Genomic DNA, 17,731 nt, shown 5'->3' on the forward strand with positions numbered 1-17,731 from the left:
AGGATCAGAATTAAATAACTCTGATCGCATCCCAGCACGCCTCTTCAATACCTGCCAGCAGTTCTGGCGACTCGTTCATTTCGCCATCCTGAAACGCTTTGCACAGTGCAATAAAGGTACCTCCAACGATTGCAATCAGCGCCTCAGCAGGTAATGGACGAATCTTATTCTTTTGCTGGCCTTGATCAATGAATACAAAAAGAAACTCTTTAAATCTCTTGTAAGAATCACGGCTGGCATCGTCCAAAAAATAACCGTTTGCATGTGCATCCAGAAACAGCACCGCATTCATGTTTGTTTTGGAGTAGGTAATCACGCTATTGAGAATATGATGGAACTGCTTGCGCACGTCATCAGACGAATGCGGATAGCCATTTTTCAAAGCGTCCAGCAGATCATCCATGCATTTTTGAAACAGCGTATTGACCAGGGCTTCCTTATTTTCAAAATAGCGATAAAGGGTGCCTGCACCGACTCCCGCTTTTTCTACAATCATCGGAACGGTCGTTCCGTCAAAGCCACGTTGTTCAAAAAGGACAAGCGAAGCATCCAAGATCAAATCTCGTTTCGTTTCCGACACACTCAATGCCCCCTCAAGTAAATCGGAATGAATTTTCATTCCGATTCGAATTATATAAAAGGATGCCCTCGTTTGTCAAATATCGCCACGCAAAGAGGAGAACCCTTCTCGGATTCTCCTCTCTCCTGATTATTTACAAATATTACTTTCGACCTAGACGCAACATCTTGCGTTTTCAGACGTATTATTAAGTAGAGTAGATTACAGGACGCGACGCGCTGAGACAAAGCGCTTCTCCCAAGACGTTCCTTTGAAAGAAGAGAAGGTAACGCCAGGTTGTCCATAGGTATGTAAGAGCTTGTTGTTACCCGCATAGATCGCCACATGTGTGATGCGCTTGGAGGTCGTAGTCTGGCTCGCCTTGAAGAAGATCAGATCGCCCTTTTTCAAATTGCTTTTGGACACGCTTATCCCCTTTTTTGATTGGGCACGTGAATCACGAGGCAATTCTTTTCCGACCGCTACACGAAATACGCGTTGTGTAAAGGATGAGCAGTCAAATACAGCCGTTGTATTTTTGCTCGCACCAAATTTATAAGGTGTACCCAAATATCTTTTCCCAGTCGTAATGACTTTGTCAGCCTTCGCTTGTGTCCAAGCTGCATGTGCTACGTTTTGATCTCCCGGCAATGGCGCTACGATAGCGGTCATACCTAATGTTAGGCCCATCAGGATTCCTACGAATGCTTTATGTAATTTCATGTTGTTCATCCTCCCTTTTGTTCGTGTTGAAAAGGTATCGTACGTGTATCGTACAAAAAGCTGCTAAGCTTCCCTTTCCGAAACGCGTTGCATGGTTTTATATGCAAAGTTTGGCTGACCTCTCACTTGTTCTCTACTTTACCAAAGCTATCACGCCTTGAAATTACCAAATTATTGCCAAATTACGTAACCACTTCTGGATATTTTTTCCCCTTGACGGCCTGAAGCCTTATTTTACAGGCATTCCTCAAATTTTCAGTAAATTTTATTTCCAAGATGTTCCTCGCAATTGTGCTAAATTTATCCTGCGCTTTTCCTCAAAACCCACTCGTCATGCGACTTATGTCCTAGTGCTCTTTGTAAAAAATTCCTAACTATCGATGCGGTCGGTGGACTTTGCTGGAATCCATAAACTCTTTCTTCTCTAGGCTTGCAACCTAGCAAGACTCATCGTAAAGTAGATAGGAGTTCGTTTTCATGAAGGAGGCACATATGCGACTGCGCAACATTCCAGGTGCCGAATCGGCCCTGCGTGAATATCCGACATTCGTTGATAACCCCGTTAGCTACAAGGGACGGTGGAAGGATCGCTTCGGAAATGACAATCCGATCCACATCGAAATCGGCTGTGGAAAAGGACGTTTCATTAATACACTGGCCGAGCGCCACCCTGACGTAAACTTCATTGCTGTTGAGCTAAAGGCTGAGGTCGTCCTGCGCGCTGTTCAGCGTACAGAATACCGTGAGATTCCCAATCTGGCTTTTGTTCAGTTTGATGCTTCAAAACTGACTGAACTGTTCGCTGATCATGAAGTTTCTCGTCTTTATCTCAATTTCAGCGATCCTTGGCCAAAAACACGTCATGCCAAGCGCAGACTTACCTACGCGAGCTTCCTCCAGACGTATCGCCAAGTGTTGAAAGAGGACGGCGAGATTCATCTCAAGACAGACAATGAGCCATTGTTTGAGTTCTCCCTCAACCAATTTGCTGGCGAGCGTTTCCAGATGCGCAATATTACGTTCGATCTGCATCAGTCCAAGCTCGCAGCAGATAATGTAATGACCGAGTACGAAGAGCGCTTCTCCTCTCGCGGACAACGCATCTACCGCGTAGAAGCCAGCTGTCAGATCAAGTAAACGGCACCAAAAACAAAATCGCCTGATCATCCAGAAGAGTGAAAATCTCTTCCAGTGAGGTCAGGCGATTTTTATTACTTTTTTCCCCATATCAAAGAAAGAAATGATAGAATAATGGGAACCTAAATTTTCCAGTTGGAGGTTGCATTATGTCATCACTCGGATTCACTCCTTTTCTCCCAGTAATCATTATGCTGGCGTTTTATGCGCTGGTTGTGTACTTGATCATCTGCGTCATCCGTTTTATGAAAAACAAGACCTTACACGACCAACAACAAAATGAGAAGCTGGACCAATTAATTCAGCTACTAAAGGAAAGAGAACGGCAGCAATAGCCGTTCTCTTTTTATTGATCATCCGCCTACACATCGCGTTTCTGAAAAACCCGAACCGCCAAGAGCAAAGCAACTACACCATAGCAGAGTGTGTAAATAAACATCGCCGTGCTCGGAGCAGACGCTGTCCCAAAAATTCCTTGTGACGCAAACGAAATAGGGTCATCAGCCGTATCAAACAACGCAATGGTCGATTGTCTGAACAGCGAATCGGTAGGAAATAGCAGGCTGGAGATGATACCTATATTCATCAACGAGCTATTGCCAATAATCGTGCCCAATTGCTCAATAAAGCCGCCAATAAAGCTGATGCCGTACAGGATGATCAAGATAATCCCGCCGGTCACCGTAGTTGTCATACTGCTGAGAAGCAGGGAGACGCATACAAGAATGACAGGCATCAACACAAAGTAGAAAAGGGAAGAGAAAATTTGTCCCACACTGACATCAACAGCCAGAACTCCTCCACCGACCCATTGATTAATCCCTAGCAGACCGACAAACATCAGAGTCGAATAAATGATGAGCATACTAGCGAGTCCGCCAAACTTCCCGAGCAGATACTTGTGCCGGGGCAGAGCACGCGCGAGCCATGTATCGATCTGATGACTTTCTACCTCAGACGCGATGCTGCCAACACTGCTGAGTATCGCCAGCAACGCCGTAATAAAGGAACCGAAATACAATCCCATCCCAAGCAGTTGGGTAGAGAAAAAGCCCTGCTGCAGCAGCATATCGCTGCCTCCGGTCATTTCGCCCATTTCCCGAGAAGCGTACCAGGTAGCCACCCCAAACAAGATCAGAAAAGCAATTGACATCAGGATCGTAATCGCAAATATCCGCTTGGAAATCATCTCTCTATACGTGATTTTTACGATCGGCCACATGCTCTTCCCCCTCCTTTTTCTGCACCCAGTACAGGAATACTTCCTCTAGCGACTGCTGCTTCTTGATCACCTCATGAACGGCGGCACCGGCTGCAATCAATTCTGCCAAAAGGGCTGGGACACGCCCCTCTTCGTCCAACGTGAACAGCCACGTCGCCTGCCCTTCGTTCTGCCTGAGCAGCCGCATATCCGTGACATAGGATGGGACATTGGCTGGCAGCCTGTCACTCACTTGCTCCAGCGTCAGCTCAATTTGCGGCAGAACCGCACTCAGCTTACGCCATTCCCCGTGAACGACCAGCTCTCCTCGATGAATAATGCCGACATGATCACACACAGTCTCCATTTCGCTTAGCAGATGACTGTTGAGAAAAATCGTCTTCCCTTGATCACGCAGCCTCGCTATCAATTCACGTACTTCCTTTCTCCCAATCGGGTCCAAGGCGGACGTCGGTTCATCCAAAAAAATCAGCTCCGGGTCAGACAGTAGTGCACATGCGAGACCGATACGCTGCTGCATACCTTTTGAAAAGCCACGGATTCGCTCTTTTTCCCGCCCTGCCATGCCGACCAGCTCTACGACATCGCGAATGACCGTTTTGCGCTCGCTGCGGGACAATCCACATAGCTCCGCATGATGCTCCAGCAGCTGCGTACCGGTCAACCAGTCAGGATATCGGAACAGCTCTGGCAAGTACCCGACCTTTTTGCGTGACTCTACACTCCCGATCGGGTGCCCAAGCATGACCGCTTTTCCATTCGTCGGATGCAAGAGCCCAAGCATCGTACGGACAAACGTACTTTTTCCCGCCCCATTTTGTCCAAGAAAGCCAAAAACAGAGCCTCGTGGTACTTGAAGGGTAATGTTTTTACAGCCTGCTTTGCCGCCATACTGCTTGGACAGCTCCCAGGTTTCGATAACGAAATCAGACATCCGTCTCCTCCACTTCCGCCAAAAACAGGATAAAGCAGAGTCTCCCTGATGGAAAACTCTGCTATCTCACTGTATTTACTTCAAATTTTTTGCCAATGCCAGCAGCTCTTCTTCCGTTGAATTACTGCCGCCTAGTGTATGGATTTGACCATTTTCCTGCCAGATCAACTGCTTGTGATACGAATTCGTGATCAGAACGCCTGCCTGACCGTGTACTTTTACTTCTTTCATTTTGCTATCGCCGTCTTCCAGATACGGAAGCGGGAGAGTGTGCTGCCAATCATCAATGCTTAGCATTTGTTTTTTCACGTTATTCGGGATAAAAGGCAAGGACAGCATGGTGTCTCGAAGCTGCGCCATGTCTACTCCCTCTGGCGCCTGCAGCTCAGGTGCGCTCACTACGGAATAAGCGATGCTATCCTTATCGTTTTTCATCCAGATGTTTTGCATGTTGGCTACGTGGAGCGAGAACCGTTTTCCGCTCAAATTTTCGTCAAAACGGTTTTCAACCTTCAGCTGTGCCAAAAGCTTGTTTGCTTTCTCGACATTCATTTCAAAATGGATCGTATACGGTGTGCTGACGTCTACACCCTCGAACGTCATATCACTTGGGATGGCTGGCAGCTTCACACCTGCTTTTTCCGCTGATTCTCTACTATTGTAGTATTTATTGTGCTCGCCTTTCTCGATCTTACCCTGTTCAGCCTCGTCAATCCACAGCTTGCCGATGCCCGCAAGCTCCATCTCGCCTGCCTTGCCGCTATTCAACCAGCCTTCAACCTGCGCCAGATCTTCTTGCGTCACTTTTACGAACTCGACTTTATCCATTCTGAAAATGGACAGGAAATCACTCGCAGCCGCCTGCACTTGTGGAAACGATAGCGATACAACGAGAACCGCTGCTACTGATGATCCTGTTACCCATTTCTTTGTCTTTTGATTCATGTTCTTCCAGCTCCTTTTTGCCACATGCTCTTGATTCGTAGTCTGATTTTGTGGAACAAAGCTTGTATTTTGCCCGATTCGTTGTGAAAAGGTCTGCCAGGCTGCCTCTGTATTTACCTTTACTTGATCGGTCGGACGAAATAGCTGCTGCTTAAGCGTCCCGTGGGTCCAGGAATCAAGCGCAGACAATGCTTCCAGCTGCTCGCTGCATTCTGTGCATGTCTCCAAGTGGGCGATGAACCGCTCGCTTTCCTGAAGTCCGCATTCTCCATCCAAAAATGACTGCATAAAGCCCGTATCTGCACATTTCATCCTTCTTCCCCCCTTAGCAGGTCGTACAGCTTGCGGAATTTACTCTTGGCTCTTGATAGGATCGTCCCCACGGAGCTGACCTCAACCCCTGTGGCCTTTGCCAATTCCGTATATGGATAGCCTGAGTATTTCATGACGAGCAAGGTTCGCTCTCTTTCGTCCAGCTGTGCCAGAACGTCACGCACCTGATCAATCGCTTCCTTTTCCAAGCACATCTCTTCTGAGGAAGGAGACACCCTCTCCTCTTCAGCTGCTCCACGCTCTTGTCTATCGTACCTGCGCTTTTCTGAACGCAAGTAGTTATAGGACGCATACAGGGCTGATTTAGTGAGCCATGCCGGGATGTGCTCAATAGCCGAACGATCTGTATGATAAAAGGAGAGGAAAACGTCCTGGGCGATATCCTCAGCCGTTTGCTGGTCTTTGACAATCCGCATGATCTGCCTGACGACAAAGGGATAGTACGTCGTAAACAAATCCTTGAAGGAATCTGTCTCATCTTGGACATGCACTCGATTCATCATCAGTTTTGCATGCACCTCCACTAGCTCTCCCTCCCCTCACTCATTTGCCTGCCATACGCTACTGACTCGTGCCAGCCGTGTATGGAGAGGCTGCTTTTTTGCTTCGTTCATCTAATAGAAACCGCCGAAGCCTTTTTTGTGACAGTCAGGAGAGAAATTTTTTTATTCCATCAGAAATTTGGCGGGATTCTCGAGAAATCGCCTTGTAATTTGATAATGCTCCGTCTCTTCGTAACGAATCTCTGTAAGCGGAGAAGCATCGAAGTTTAAGATAGTAGCACCCGGCAATCCCATCAAAATCGGAGAGTGAGTGGCAATCAAAAACTGCGCCCCCTCTGCAACCAGATCCTGCATGACATACAGGAATGCTAATTGACGCATGGGCGACAAGGCAGCCTCGGGCTCGTCCAAAAGATAGATCCCTCTTCCTTCGAATCGATGCGAAAACAAGGAGAGAAACGATTCCCCGTGTGACTGCTCGTGGAGGGAGCGACCGCCGTAATTTTTATAGCGTGTGGGACGAGGACGAGTTCGCTCCGTTTCATCTATATGACTGGCAAACTGATAGAAGCTCTCTGCCCGCAGAAAAAAGCCATTGGTCAGCTTGGGCATCCAGGAGAGGCGTATGTAGTCGCCAAGGCTCGCGTCTGACTTGTCTACGTCGTAAAAATTGTTCCTGGACCCGCCCGCAGTATGAAACCCGCATTGATAGGCGATCGCTTCAAGCAGTGTCGACTTGCCCGATCCATTCTCCCCCACAAAAAAGGTGACCGGATTCTCCAGCTCGATTTCCTCGATGGACTGCAGAGAGCCAAGTCCGAACGGATATTGTTTCGTATCGGGAAATTCGTCTCGAAGAAGCTTGATCGTTCGCAAGTAAACCATCTTTTTCTCCTCCATCCTCACTATTTTGCTCATCTGTGCCGATACAACCTAATAAGGGGGAGTATCGGTGGACAAGGTTTCGTTTTTACAAGAAAAAAGCGCGTTTCATATGAAATATCCGGATCAAAGCGACCTCTCCTTTTACCGGTGGTTTACCGAACAGCATCCCGATGAGGCGATCGGTTGGTATCATCTTGGCCGTGAGCGAGAAGCGCGAGGAGAGCCAGAGCTGGCACTTGCCGCACACAGACGCGCATTGCGCGCAGGGCAAGGCCCCTTCTACGATGATGCAAGAGAAGCTTATCAAACACTACTGCGAGCAAAACGACAGCAGGACATGAGAAAAAGAATGCGTTTTCTGCTGGCCTCGATGCTCTTTCTCTTCTTCCAGTTTGCCTATTCGCCAGGACTGTTGACCGAGCCTGACCAGGAGGCAACCTCTCCACAAACGGCTATACCAAAACCGGCGGCGGTTCCTGACCGGCCCCATGTAGAAGTCATTGCCGTTCCATCGAATCTCAGCATAGAAGAGAGAGCAAAGCAATTACGTCGCTATATGGAAGCACGGCGTCCGGTGCTCTCACAGCCATTTACAGTAATTGCTGTGCCTGAGGTTCCTGGCAGCCCATTATTTACGCCGCTTTTGTTTTATCAGCCAAGAGAAGTGCTTGGAGTCATGCAGTACAATCCCGTGAATCGAACCGTCACGAATCAAAAATGGTTTGACCATCCTGGTCGTTACGAACAGGAGCCGTTAGTTCTCGCGGCAAGAGCCGCACTTGAGCAGGAGCAAATGACACTCCAGCATGTTCTGACACTGCGCAACGCACTGTATCGAACGTATCAGCAAACAGGCTCGTTGCCTGCTCGCTTGGCTGATTTGGCGGCAGCCTACCCGAGCAACACACTGCCACAAATCCCAGCGCCACTAACGGAATTAGGTCTGCTCTCTTATGAATATCGACCGGGATTGTTCCGCCCTGAGACTGCCTGGGCAAGCATACGTGATGTTCTGCCTCTCCCTGGGTATCCCGAGCCGCTGCATGCACTGGAGCCGCTCCAGATTCAGCTGTCACAGTCGACCCGAACGATGCGGCTTGTAAGCGGCTCACATGTGGTTCGCAGCTATCCTGCTGGTATCGGTAAAAACGGCTCTACACCTGAAGGCTATTATACGATTCAGCAAAAAATCAGTCGCCCACGTGGTCATGACAACATCTATGGCACACGCGGCATGGTTTTTTCCGGTGATGGATACGCCATTCATGGTACCAATCATCCCGAGAGCATCGGGAGTGAGGTCTCACTCGGGTGCATTCGCTTGCTTAATAAAGATGTCGAAGAGCTATACAGCTTTGTCTCATTGGGAACAGAGGTAGTCATTTCAGATATAACGGCACCCGCTAAGCCGTGGAGCAACCCAGCCCTTTTCATACTGGCCGCAGGTCCAAAAGAGGAAACACCAACCATTACGTACAATTGGCTGCATTGAGGTACTTCACTCGCGCCCCCTTTGTAGGAAAGACGAGAGAGAATGGATTTCGTTACGCTAGAAAGTTTCTCCAGCAACCAGGAATCAACCAAAAAAGCGCGCTCCCTTTTCGTGGGAACGCGCTTTTATTATTATTTTTCTTCCTCAAGCTGGCTTATCGTTTCTTCTTGTTCTTCTTCCGCTTTCCAATAATCGAGCACTTTTCCTTGTAGAACTTTCCCTTTGATGAATTCCACTTGCTGCTCACTGAAATCCTGTGTCCATTCGACGCCCAGTTCCTCAGCCAGACGTACCACAGTCAATAGCTCCGACCATGCGACGTATCGTTTGTACCAGAAAAACTGAGGCTGTTCATTCATGTATGGGTATAGATCGTCAAAATCGGTGTGTTTACAGTCGAGAGCTCGCTCAAAATTCACCTTAGTTTGGCGCAATTGTTCAATGAAAAATGTGGGTAAATCCCTTTTTGCGTAGTCAGACATGGACTGTCCCCCCTGTCTCCCGATTTATTGGTATTGTACCACGCGGAAGAAGATGTGCAAATAGGTGAATCTGTTTGAGTGGTTCATTCTATGCTAGACGTCACCCATTTGTTCCTTCGGGAAATGTCTGCTGTGAGCCATCCTCAGGTGGTGGAGGTAATTCAATCCCCCCGGAGGAAGATCCTGGTTGATTTCCATTCGGATTCCCGATATCAGGTGGCGGTGCTTCTCCACCATTTGAGTTTCCTTGATTGCCTTGATTTCCCTGGTTGCCAGAATTGCCTTGGCCATCTGTTGGCTGACCATTTGTCTGGTCGCCGTTACCTGTGTCAGGCGGAAGCTGGCCGGAATCTCCATTTCCATTTTCTTCTGGTATACCACCTTGATTATTGCCGTCCTCGTGATGGTCCTGGCCGTCATTTATCAAGTTTTCCAGCTGCTTCGTGTTGATATCAACAATTGGCGAAGGTGTCTGTTCCTGCCCGTCCTTATTGCGTGGAATAACCATGTAGCGATATTTCACTGGGCTATCCAATACGTCTATATAGATCGTATCTTTAACATCAGCGGCGATTTTTTGGCTTTGACCATTCTCTTTCACTCGGTAGACGTCATAGGTGTAGTCAGGTTCGCCACCAATCCAGCTTAAAAGGACTTGCAGCTGCTGAGTGTTGCTATCCATCGTCATGGTCGCTTCCAATTGAATCGGCGGAGTTGTTTCTTCCTCTGGCTCTTCTTCTACTGCTCCACCAGGTCGGACAAAGTCTGTAGACTTCACGCCTTTAAGCCCCTCTGCCAATACTTTGGAAAACATCTGAGCTGTCAGACTGCTACCTTGACGCATCAAGTGATTTTTATCCTCTTTATCAAAGCCCATCCATACTGCACCCACGTATTCAGGGGTGTAGCCTACAAACCAGGCGTCCTTGTTGACGCTGCTGTCTCCGATCGTGGATTGGGTTGTACCTGTTTTCCCTGCTACATGACGCCCGGAGATACGAGCTGCTTTACCGGTCCCCTCTTGAACGGCCCTTTCCAGCATAGTGTGGACAGTCCACGCTGTCTGCGGCTTCAGAACCTCGGTTTGTTTTACTTCATACTCGCGCAAAATACCAACGGCTTTGTTTTCAATCTTGGTGATGGTGTGTCCCTCAGAGACGACGCCTCCATTCACAAAAGCCGTGTAGGCTTGCGCCATTTTCAACGGAGACGTTCCTTTGCTTAGACCACCCAGCGCGATAGCCAGGTTGCGGTCCTCAGGCTCCATTTCAATGCCGAATTTCTCTAAATATTTTAATGCAGTCGGGACTTTAATCTCGTTCAACAGCCAAACAACAGGAATGTTCAGTGAGTCAATCAATGCCCGGTTCATGCTTACAGTCTCACTGTACTTGTTGTTGTAGTTGCGCGGCTCATAGCCGTTAAAGCTCTGCTTTTTGTTGCTGAGAGATGAATTTGGACCCCATTTTTTACTATCGATATCAATCGCCGGAGCGTATACCGCGATTGGCTTGAAGCTCGAGCCTGGCTGACGCTTCATATCTGTCGCAAGGTTGAAGCCTTTTACAGCGTAATTGCGTCCGCCCATCATGCCTGCAATCCCGCCATTTTTAGCATCTAACACAATCATGGCAGACTCTACACTGCGCTCTGTTCCGTCTTTCGGGAAGTTTTTCGGATTGTCATACTCTTTGACCATGGCATCCTGGATTTTTGGATCAAACGTCGTGTATACAGACCAGCCGCCGCGGTACAGTTCTTCCTCTGTCACGCCATACGTCGCTTCTGCTTCCTCTACCATGTGATCAAAAAATGCCCGATAGCCTTTTTTCAGTCCCGATGAGCCTGGCACTTCAGACGGTTCCGTCGGCAGTGGCTCTGCCTGTGCCTCGATCTTTTGTGCTTCCGTAATGATGCCTTGCTCTGCCATCAGACGAATAACTGTATCCCGGCGAAGCTTTGCCTTTTCAGGATTGTTGAATGGGTTGTAGGTGGTCGGTGCTTTTGGGATCGCAGCCAGCATCGCTGCTTTTGCGATCGTAAACTTATCACTGTCAACAGACATTCCAAAGTAATAGCGGGAAGCATCCTCGACCCCGAATTCCCCTTTACCCAAATACACGCGGTTCAGATACATCTCCAAGATTTGATCCTTGGAGTATTTCCGCTCCAATCCGATTGCGATACTCATTTCTTTCGTTTTACGCCAAAATGTTTGATCTAGGGTGAGAAATACGTTTCTAGCTAATTGCTGGGTAATGGTGCTGCCGCCCTCTGCCAACGACCCTTTTTTGATGTCATTGATGATGGCTCCACCAATCCGAACCATGTCCACGCCTTTGTGATCATAAAAGCGTCGATCCTCAACGGCGAGGAAGGCATTGGTTAATATTTTTGGCATTTCACTAATCGACTTGTACTCACGGTTTTTTTCACGTATCAAGCTTGTGAGCTCGACACCGTTTTTGTCATAAATTACGGTTGGTTCTGCTTTTAGATCCTTCAGCTTTTGCTCATTTTCCGCAATCATCCGGTCTCCCGCGTACAGCAGCGAAAAGTATCCCCCGATGACGCTTAAAAGAAGGAAGACTGCAAACGATACGGCAATCATCAGCAAGCTGCTTTTTTTCTTCTTGACCTTCTTCTTGGCCTTTGTTGCCATTTTTTACCTCCTGAATTCTCTCTCCCCCACATCATTATAGACGATTGCATTCGAAAAAAGTTTCTTTGCGCGGGTAGCTATCTATCACTTGGTTGTATTTTGGCTGCTCAAACGAGGCTGCGGGCTGCTTTTTGGCTACCACGGGCTTCCTTTATGGTCGGCCAAAGACTGGCTGCCTATATCCTACCATTCTTTTTCGCGTTGTACGGTGGAAAAGTATTGGAAAAAGCCTATCTTCCATAATAGAAGATAGGCCTGCCCAGGAATCCGCTCGTTTACTTCAGCAATTTTTCAGCTTCTGCTACTACATTTTCAACCGTAAAGCCGTATTCTTTCATGATGCGATCTCCAGGTGCAGATGCGCCAAACTGGTTGATGCCGATTACTGTACCGCCATCTCCCGCATAGCGCTCCCAGCCCATTGGGGAGCCCATCTCTACTGCTACACGCGCTTTAACAGCTGGTGGAATTACGGAGTCACGATATTCCTTGGATTGACGCTCGAACAGGTTCCAGCTTGGCAGAGAAACCACGCGCGTTTCTACTCCACGAGACTGGAGCTGTTCACGTGCTTGCATCACTAGGGATACTTCTGAGCCAGTCGCAATCAGGATGAGCTGTGGCTTGCCGCTTGGTGCGTCTGCGAGTACATAACCACCCTTGCTCACGCCTTCTGCTGCTTTTTCCAGCGTTTCTGGCAAGACTGGCAGGTTTTGACGAGTCAATACCAAAACAGTTGGCTCATCTGTGCGAGATACTGCATATTTCCATGCTTCATTCGTTTCCACCGCATCTGCTGGACGCAGTATGTTCAAGCCTGGCATCGCACGCAGAGACGCCAATTGCTCGATAGGCTCATGGGTTGGTCCATCTTCACCGACAGCGATGGAATCGTGCGTGAAGACGTACACCACTGGCTGCTTCATCAGTGCAGAGAGGCGGATAGCTGGACGTACATAGTCAGAGAAGACGAAGAATGTACCGCCGTACACTTTTACGCCCCCATGCAGCGCCATACCATTCAGAGCCGCTCCCATCGCGAACTCACGAACCCCGAACCAGATGTTGCGGCCTTCGTATGTGCCCGGCAGGAAGTTGCCAGCGTCTTTGATCACAGTATTATTGGAATGTGCCAGGTCTGCAGAACCGCCCAGGAAGAACGGAACGCTCGTTGCCAAAGCGTTGATCGCATTACCGGATGCTACACGGGTAGCCAGCTTTGCGCCTGCTTCATACGTTGGCATATGGTTGTCCCAGCCTGCTGGCAGGTGACCTTCCCCAGCAGTAGTAAACTGTGCAGCCAGATCAGGATACGCTTTGGCATATTCAGCAAACTGGTCGTTCCAGGAAGCTTCAGCCTTTACGCCCGCTGCTGCCAGTCCTGCATACAGTTCTGCTACTTCTTCAGGCACATGGAATTCATTTTCATGTGTCCAAGCGTAACTTGCTTTTGTCAATTTTACTTCGTCTTTACCCAACGGTGCACCGTGGGAAGCACTGGAACCGCCTTTATTCGGGCTACCATAACCGATCACGGTTTTTACCTCGATCAGGGTAGGACGATCCAAATCCTGCTTCGCCTCAGCAATCGCTGCTTCAATCGCAGCCAAATCATTTCCATCCTCTACACGCAGGTACTGCCAGCCATAGGCTTGGTAGCGTCCAGCTACATTTTCGGAGAAGGAACGAGACAGCTCGCCATCCAAAGAGATATCATTAGAATCGTACAAAACGATCATTTTGCCCAATTTCAGGTGAGCTGCCAGTGAAGAAGCCTCGCTGGAAACACCCTCCATCAAGTCGCCATCGCCACAAATCACGTAGGTGAAGTGGTTTACAATGTCGAATTTGTCACGGTTGTATACAGCAGCCATATGCTTTTCAGCCATTGCCATCCCTACAGCCATCGCGATACCTTGTCCAAGAGGACCAGTCGTGGCATCAACACCAGCAGTATGACCAAACTCAGGATGCCCAGGTGTTTTGCTGCCCCATTGGCGGAAATTATGTAGATCTTCCAGAGAAACATCGTATTTCATTAAGTGCAGCATCGAGTATAATAGCATGGAGCCATGTCCTGCTGACAGGACAAAACGGTCACGGTCAATCCACTTCGGATTGCTCGGGTTTACCTTCATAAAACGGCTATACAGCACGTGTGCCATGGGAGCTGCGCCCATCGGCATTCCTGGGTGGCCGGAGTTGGCCTTTTCGATGGCATCGATAGCCAGCGTGCGGATGGTATTAATGGAAAGCTGATCAACAGATGTATGCTGAGTCATCTCGAAAAATCCTCCCTGCTTGTTCTTGAAATCACTACCTGTAACCGAATGAAAACATACTGTGCAATTATAGCACAGTTCAAGCCCATAATCATGTCTGCTTTCACGAAAAAAGGAGGTACCTATTATGTCTACTTTATATCTTATTATCGGAATTGTGCTGGGTGTCGCAGGCTTTGGCATGCTGCTTTTCGCCATGACAAGCTCCCCACTCGTGAAACAAAGGAAGCTGGAGCGCCAGCGCAAAGCGGCTGAAAATCACCGTCCAGAAGAAGGCGGCTTCTAAAAAGGGAGAGATAAAGGCACATGAACAAGGATCGCTTTACCATGCCGGTAGCCGTTCATCTTTTTCTAGTACGCGGCACCGAAATATTGCTGCTTCGCCGTTACAACACTGGCTATGAGGACGGCAATTACAGCGTGCCTGCTGGTCATTTGGATGGAGGCGAGGAAGTGGTGGCAGGAGCCATCCGTGAAGCAAAAGAAGAATGTGGCATCGCAATCGAGCCTTCAGATCTGCAAGTCGCAGGCGTCATGCATCGCCGTTCTCTGGACGAGCGAATTGACTTTTTTCTGGTCACCTCCCGCTGGAGCGGTGAAATCAGCAATTGCGAGCCTGAAAAATGCGATGAGCTGCGCTGGGTGGACATGGATCAACTGCCGACTAACGTCATTCCTTACGTTCGCCAGGGCATCAGCAATTACAGAACTGGGCAATGGTTTGACAGCTTTGGCTGGGTAAAGTCCTCCTCTATCGTATAAACCGAGAAAACGAAAAAGCAAACAACCACAATGGGATATTCGTTCCCGGTTGTTTGCTTCTTTATCCTTTCTCTATCCGATGAAGCTGCCGAATCACGGTATATACAGCGCCAATCACGCAAAGCCCGACCAGAGTAATTTTGCTGTACGCATAGACACCCGCCACCATTTCATCCATCCGATCTGCGAACAAATAACCTGCCAAATAATAATGAAAACTCCACAAGATGCTGCTCGGGAAAAAATACAGGCAAAACACCCGAAGCGGCAGACGGGCTGCCCCGACTACAAACGGAACCAAATGACGAACAACCGGAAAAAAGAAGCCAAGGCAAAGCATCCACCCCAGATATCGGTTCCACTCTTCCCGAGTTCTCTCCAATCCTGCCGGGATGATCCTTCTCATGCGCAGCCAGTCGACGATGGGGCTTCCTATTAATGCCCCGACTATGTATCCTGTTACTAGCACTATCGACACTCCCGCGTAAACCGAGAAAAATGCTAGCCATACATGTAAATCTATATGGGCAACCTGTGCACCTAATGACATCACTGTGATCTCATCTGGAATCGGCTTTTCTACCATACCTTTTACCATTGTGGCGAAAAGAGTAACATAGTCTGCTCCTACCACGATTTATCCCTCCCTTGCTCCCTGTCTCTATCCTACCGGGGAAACCTTTCAAAAAGAGAGAGATTCGTTTAAGAATGTTTAAAGGATTTCTGAAGAATTTCTTACGGAAATGCCAGTCCGGTACTGAAACGGAAAAAGGCGTGCTTATCGCCAGACCCCTGCCTGATGATAAACACGCCTTTTCTTTACTGTCGCCCCTCTGCCTTTCGCCTGTCACGCAAAGCAGACAATGCCTCCAGAAACTCTTCCTTGTCGATGACATTCAACTCGTAAAGCTCCCGGATTTCATCTTCTATCAGCAGCAAATCCCCCTCGGGATCTCCCGTATAAATGAACAGACCGAAGCGGTGCAAAAACGCTTTTAAATCGAAATCATTCGAGCCAGCTTTCAATTTGCTCCCTCCAGATCGCTTTCCATCCTAGCGAGGACGGCGTCGTAGTCAAATTCGACAGCAAAGCCAGTAATTACAATGATCTTTGCGGTTGGATACGCTTCGCGCCACGCCTCCTCCTCTTCTGGCTTCAAACCGACGATGTACAAAGGATCTGATGATAGCTGTTCATGCTCTAAACAAAGCTGTAAAAATGCGCGGCATCTTTCTTGTTCCTCTGCCGCATTCAGGACGAGTACCGCTCGTGTTACCTCCCCTGACTGCCTTTTCTCGGCTAGCATCTCAAAGGTTTTCGCGGTCGGGACAAGCGCATTCACCTCGGGAAAACGATCGAGGACTTCATCCAGCCAATCATCTTCATGCCAGGCCAGGTAGTACATCATCGCAGTAGACATGATCACAAACACCTCATGGATATATACTTGACAACATTCTGAACGATTCTTGTTTCTTTTCCATTATAACATGGATCATGCCCACATGCTTATGTTGCTGGCTTGACTTCCCATGAACCATCACGTAAGGTGGAAAAAGTAAACAACATCCTGAATCGATTTTTGTGTGAAAAGAGGTATTTTTTGTGAATAAGAAGCATCTGGCCCTCTTGTTCTTGATTGCTTTTCTCACGATGCTGGGCTTTGGTATTATTATCCCGATCCTACCATTTTTTGCGGAACAGCTGGGCGCGTCTTCCTTTCAAATCGGCGTCCTGTTCGCCAGCTACAATATTATGCAGTTGGTGTTTGCTCCGATCTGGGGAACACTTTCAGACCGCATCGGAAGAAAACCTTTAGTTGCGTTTGGCCTGCTTGGATTTTCCATCACCTTTATCCTGTTTGGAATCGCAGGCAGTTATACAGAAATGCTCATTTACCGGATTTTGGGTGGAATCGTCTCTGCCGCTGCACTGCCTACTGTGACTGCGATGGTAGCTGACCTGTTCCCCTCCAATGAACGCGCAAAGGGCATGGGTGTAATCGGCGCAGGGATTGGTCTCAGCTTTGTTTTTGGACCAGTGATCGGCGGATTGTTAAGCGCTTACGGATTTGCGGTTCCATTTTACGCTTCCGGTATCGTGGCCCTTCTCACGTTTTTTGTCATTTTGTTTGCGCTGCCAGAGAGCTTACCAAAAGAAAAGCGGGCTTCCTACAAGCGCGAGGCACAAGGAAATCCGTTTGTGTCTTTATTCGGCTCGTTGCATCTGCTTTATGCCATTCTGTTTATTGTCTCTTTTGCTTTTTCGGGACTGGAGACGACTTTTGCCCTGTACATTCATGATCTGTACGGCTTTACCTCCAAAGATCTGGGCTATATGTTTTTGGTCATGGGGATTATTGCTGCCTTCGTCCAAGGCGGGCTGATCGGCAAAATGGTGAAGCGACTAGGCGAAGCGGCCGTTCTTACTCTGGGAATGATCCTGTACGGAATCGGTTTTTTCGCTATTCCGCTCTCCGGGAACTTCTGGGTCCTCGCCCTGATACTCTCCCTGTTTGGAGCTGGACAAGGCATGATCCGAGCAACAGCTACGGCCATGATCACACAGAGAACCACGCAGGGCCAAGGCGTTACGTCTGGAGCCATCAGCTCTATGGACAGCTTGGGCCGAATTTTGGGTCCGCTCGCAGGTGGTGCTGTCTATCAATTCACGTACAGCGGTCCGTTCTTCCTCGGAGGAGTATTAATGGTCCTGATCCTACTCTGGTTCAGAAGTAGCTACCGTCGCTTGCCAGAGCCGAGTGTACATCAAGCGTAAATACATACAAGAAGATCCGCCAGTGTTGAGC

General features: G+C 48.5%; 19 protein-coding genes. 6 read left to right on the forward strand and 13 right to left on the reverse strand.

The window, feature by feature from the left end; genetic code table 11:
- Positions 1-10: 10 nt before the first annotated feature.
- Together C3B52_RS12915 and C3B52_RS12920 are read right to left on the reverse strand one after the other, a co-directional pair.
- Positions 11-580, reverse strand: coding sequence for a TetR/AcrR family transcriptional regulator (locus C3B52_RS12915; RefSeq protein ID WP_103106504.1), 570 nt, complete (start codon positions 578-580; stop codon positions 11-13).
- Positions 581-781: 201 nt separating this feature from the next.
- Positions 782-1,282: a C40 family peptidase gene (locus C3B52_RS12920; RefSeq protein WP_103106505.1), complete on the reverse strand. Its 501-nt coding sequence runs from the start codon at positions 1,280-1,282 to the stop codon at positions 782-784.
- A 492-nt stretch (positions 1,283-1,774) separates the two neighbouring features.
- Here C3B52_RS12920 and trmB point away from each other — a divergent pair, with 492 nt between their 5' ends.
- Complete coding sequence (gene trmB / locus C3B52_RS12925) at positions 1,775-2,419, forward strand: tRNA (guanosine(46)-N7)-methyltransferase TrmB (RefSeq protein WP_103106738.1); 645 nt, start codon at positions 1,775-1,777, stop codon at positions 2,417-2,419.
- Positions 2,420-2,568: 149 nt separating this feature from the next.
- Positions 2,569-2,754 (forward strand): DUF4083 family protein, encoded by a 186-nt coding sequence (locus tag C3B52_RS12930; protein WP_103106506.1) that lies wholly within the window; start codon positions 2,569-2,571, stop codon positions 2,752-2,754.
- Between the two features lie 26 nt (positions 2,755-2,780).
- Here C3B52_RS12930 and C3B52_RS12935 read toward each other — a convergent pair whose 3' ends face one another.
- From C3B52_RS12935 to C3B52_RS12955, 5 genes are all read right to left on the reverse strand, one after another.
- Positions 2,781-3,641, reverse strand: a complete 861-nt coding sequence (locus C3B52_RS12935; protein WP_103106507.1) for an ABC transporter permease — start codon at positions 3,639-3,641, stop codon at positions 2,781-2,783.
- On the reverse strand, positions 3,613-4,575 hold the full coding sequence (locus C3B52_RS12940) for an ABC transporter ATP-binding protein (RefSeq protein WP_103106508.1): 963 nt from the start codon (positions 4,573-4,575) through the stop codon (positions 3,613-3,615). Before C3B52_RS12940 ends, C3B52_RS12935 begins: the two co-directional genes overlap by 29 nt.
- Before the next feature lie 75 nt (positions 4,576-4,650).
- Positions 4,651-5,832: an anti-sigma factor family protein gene (locus C3B52_RS12945; RefSeq protein ID WP_103106509.1), complete on the reverse strand. Its 1,182-nt coding sequence runs from the start codon at positions 5,830-5,832 to the stop codon at positions 4,651-4,653.
- On the reverse strand, positions 5,829-6,377 hold the full coding sequence (locus C3B52_RS12950) for an RNA polymerase sigma factor SigX (protein WP_103106510.1): 549 nt from the start codon (positions 6,375-6,377) through the stop codon (positions 5,829-5,831). Before C3B52_RS12950 ends, C3B52_RS12945 begins: the two co-directional genes overlap by 4 nt.
- A 141-nt stretch (positions 6,378-6,518) precedes the next feature.
- Complete coding sequence (locus C3B52_RS12955) at positions 6,519-7,241, reverse strand: AAA family ATPase (protein ID WP_103106511.1); 723 nt, start codon at positions 7,239-7,241, stop codon at positions 6,519-6,521.
- A 67-nt stretch (positions 7,242-7,308) separates the two neighbouring features.
- Between C3B52_RS12955 and C3B52_RS12960 the strand changes: the two genes are divergently transcribed.
- Positions 7,309-8,733, forward strand: coding sequence for a L,D-transpeptidase family protein (locus C3B52_RS12960; RefSeq protein ID WP_103106512.1), 1,425 nt, complete (start codon positions 7,309-7,311; stop codon positions 8,731-8,733).
- Positions 8,734-8,864: 131 nt separating this feature from the next.
- On the opposite strand, the gene C3B52_RS12965 is transcribed toward C3B52_RS12960, so the two are convergent.
- The 3 genes from C3B52_RS12965 to tkt form a co-directional block, all read right to left on the reverse strand.
- Entirely contained in the window at positions 8,865-9,215 is a 351-nt protein-coding gene (locus tag C3B52_RS12965) for a hypothetical protein (RefSeq protein WP_103106513.1), read from the reverse strand.
- 100 nt (positions 9,216-9,315) lie between these two features.
- Positions 9,316-11,877, reverse strand: a complete 2,562-nt coding sequence (locus tag C3B52_RS12970) for a transglycosylase domain-containing protein (RefSeq protein WP_103106514.1) — start codon at positions 11,875-11,877, stop codon at positions 9,316-9,318.
- A 275-nt stretch (positions 11,878-12,152) separates the two neighbouring features.
- Positions 12,153-14,159: a transketolase gene (tkt, locus tag C3B52_RS12975; protein WP_103106515.1), complete on the reverse strand. Its 2,007-nt coding sequence runs from the start codon at positions 14,157-14,159 to the stop codon at positions 12,153-12,155.
- 127 nt (positions 14,160-14,286) lie between these two features.
- On the opposite strand from tkt, the gene C3B52_RS36425 reads away from it, so the two are divergent.
- Positions 14,287-14,445: a hypothetical protein gene (locus tag C3B52_RS36425; protein ID WP_164684771.1), complete on the forward strand. Its 159-nt coding sequence runs from the start codon at positions 14,287-14,289 to the stop codon at positions 14,443-14,445.
- Positions 14,446-14,465: 20 nt separating this feature from the next.
- A complete protein-coding gene (locus C3B52_RS12980) occupies positions 14,466-14,921 on the forward strand; it encodes an NUDIX hydrolase (RefSeq protein ID WP_103106516.1) in 456 nt (151 codons plus the stop codon).
- Between the two features lie 61 nt (positions 14,922-14,982).
- Here C3B52_RS12980 and C3B52_RS12985 read toward each other — a convergent pair whose 3' ends face one another.
- The 3 genes from C3B52_RS12985 to C3B52_RS12995 form a co-directional block, all read right to left on the reverse strand.
- A complete protein-coding gene (locus tag C3B52_RS12985) occupies positions 14,983-15,555 on the reverse strand; it encodes a DedA family protein (protein WP_103106517.1) in 573 nt (190 codons plus the stop codon).
- 185 nt (positions 15,556-15,740) lie between these two features.
- Positions 15,741-15,947, reverse strand: coding sequence for a YqgQ family protein (locus C3B52_RS12990; RefSeq protein ID WP_103106518.1), 207 nt, complete (start codon positions 15,945-15,947; stop codon positions 15,741-15,743).
- On the reverse strand, positions 15,944-16,342 hold the full coding sequence (locus C3B52_RS12995) for a hypothetical protein (RefSeq protein ID WP_103106519.1): 399 nt from the start codon (positions 16,340-16,342) through the stop codon (positions 15,944-15,946). Before C3B52_RS12995 ends, C3B52_RS12990 begins: the two co-directional genes overlap by 4 nt.
- Before the next feature lie 185 nt (positions 16,343-16,527).
- On the opposite strand from C3B52_RS12995, the gene C3B52_RS13000 reads away from it, so the two are divergent.
- The gene (locus C3B52_RS13000; protein WP_103106520.1) at positions 16,528-17,700 is read left to right on the forward strand and encodes an MFS transporter; all 1,173 of its coding nucleotides are present in this window, start codon (positions 16,528-16,530) and stop codon (positions 17,698-17,700) included.
- The last annotated feature ends 31 nt before the right edge of the window (positions 17,701-17,731 follow it).

The sequence above is a fragment of the Brevibacillus reuszeri genome (assembly GCF_002897295.1).
Classification (GTDB): Bacteria; Bacillota; Bacilli; order Brevibacillales; family Brevibacillaceae; genus Brevibacillus; species Brevibacillus reuszeri_A.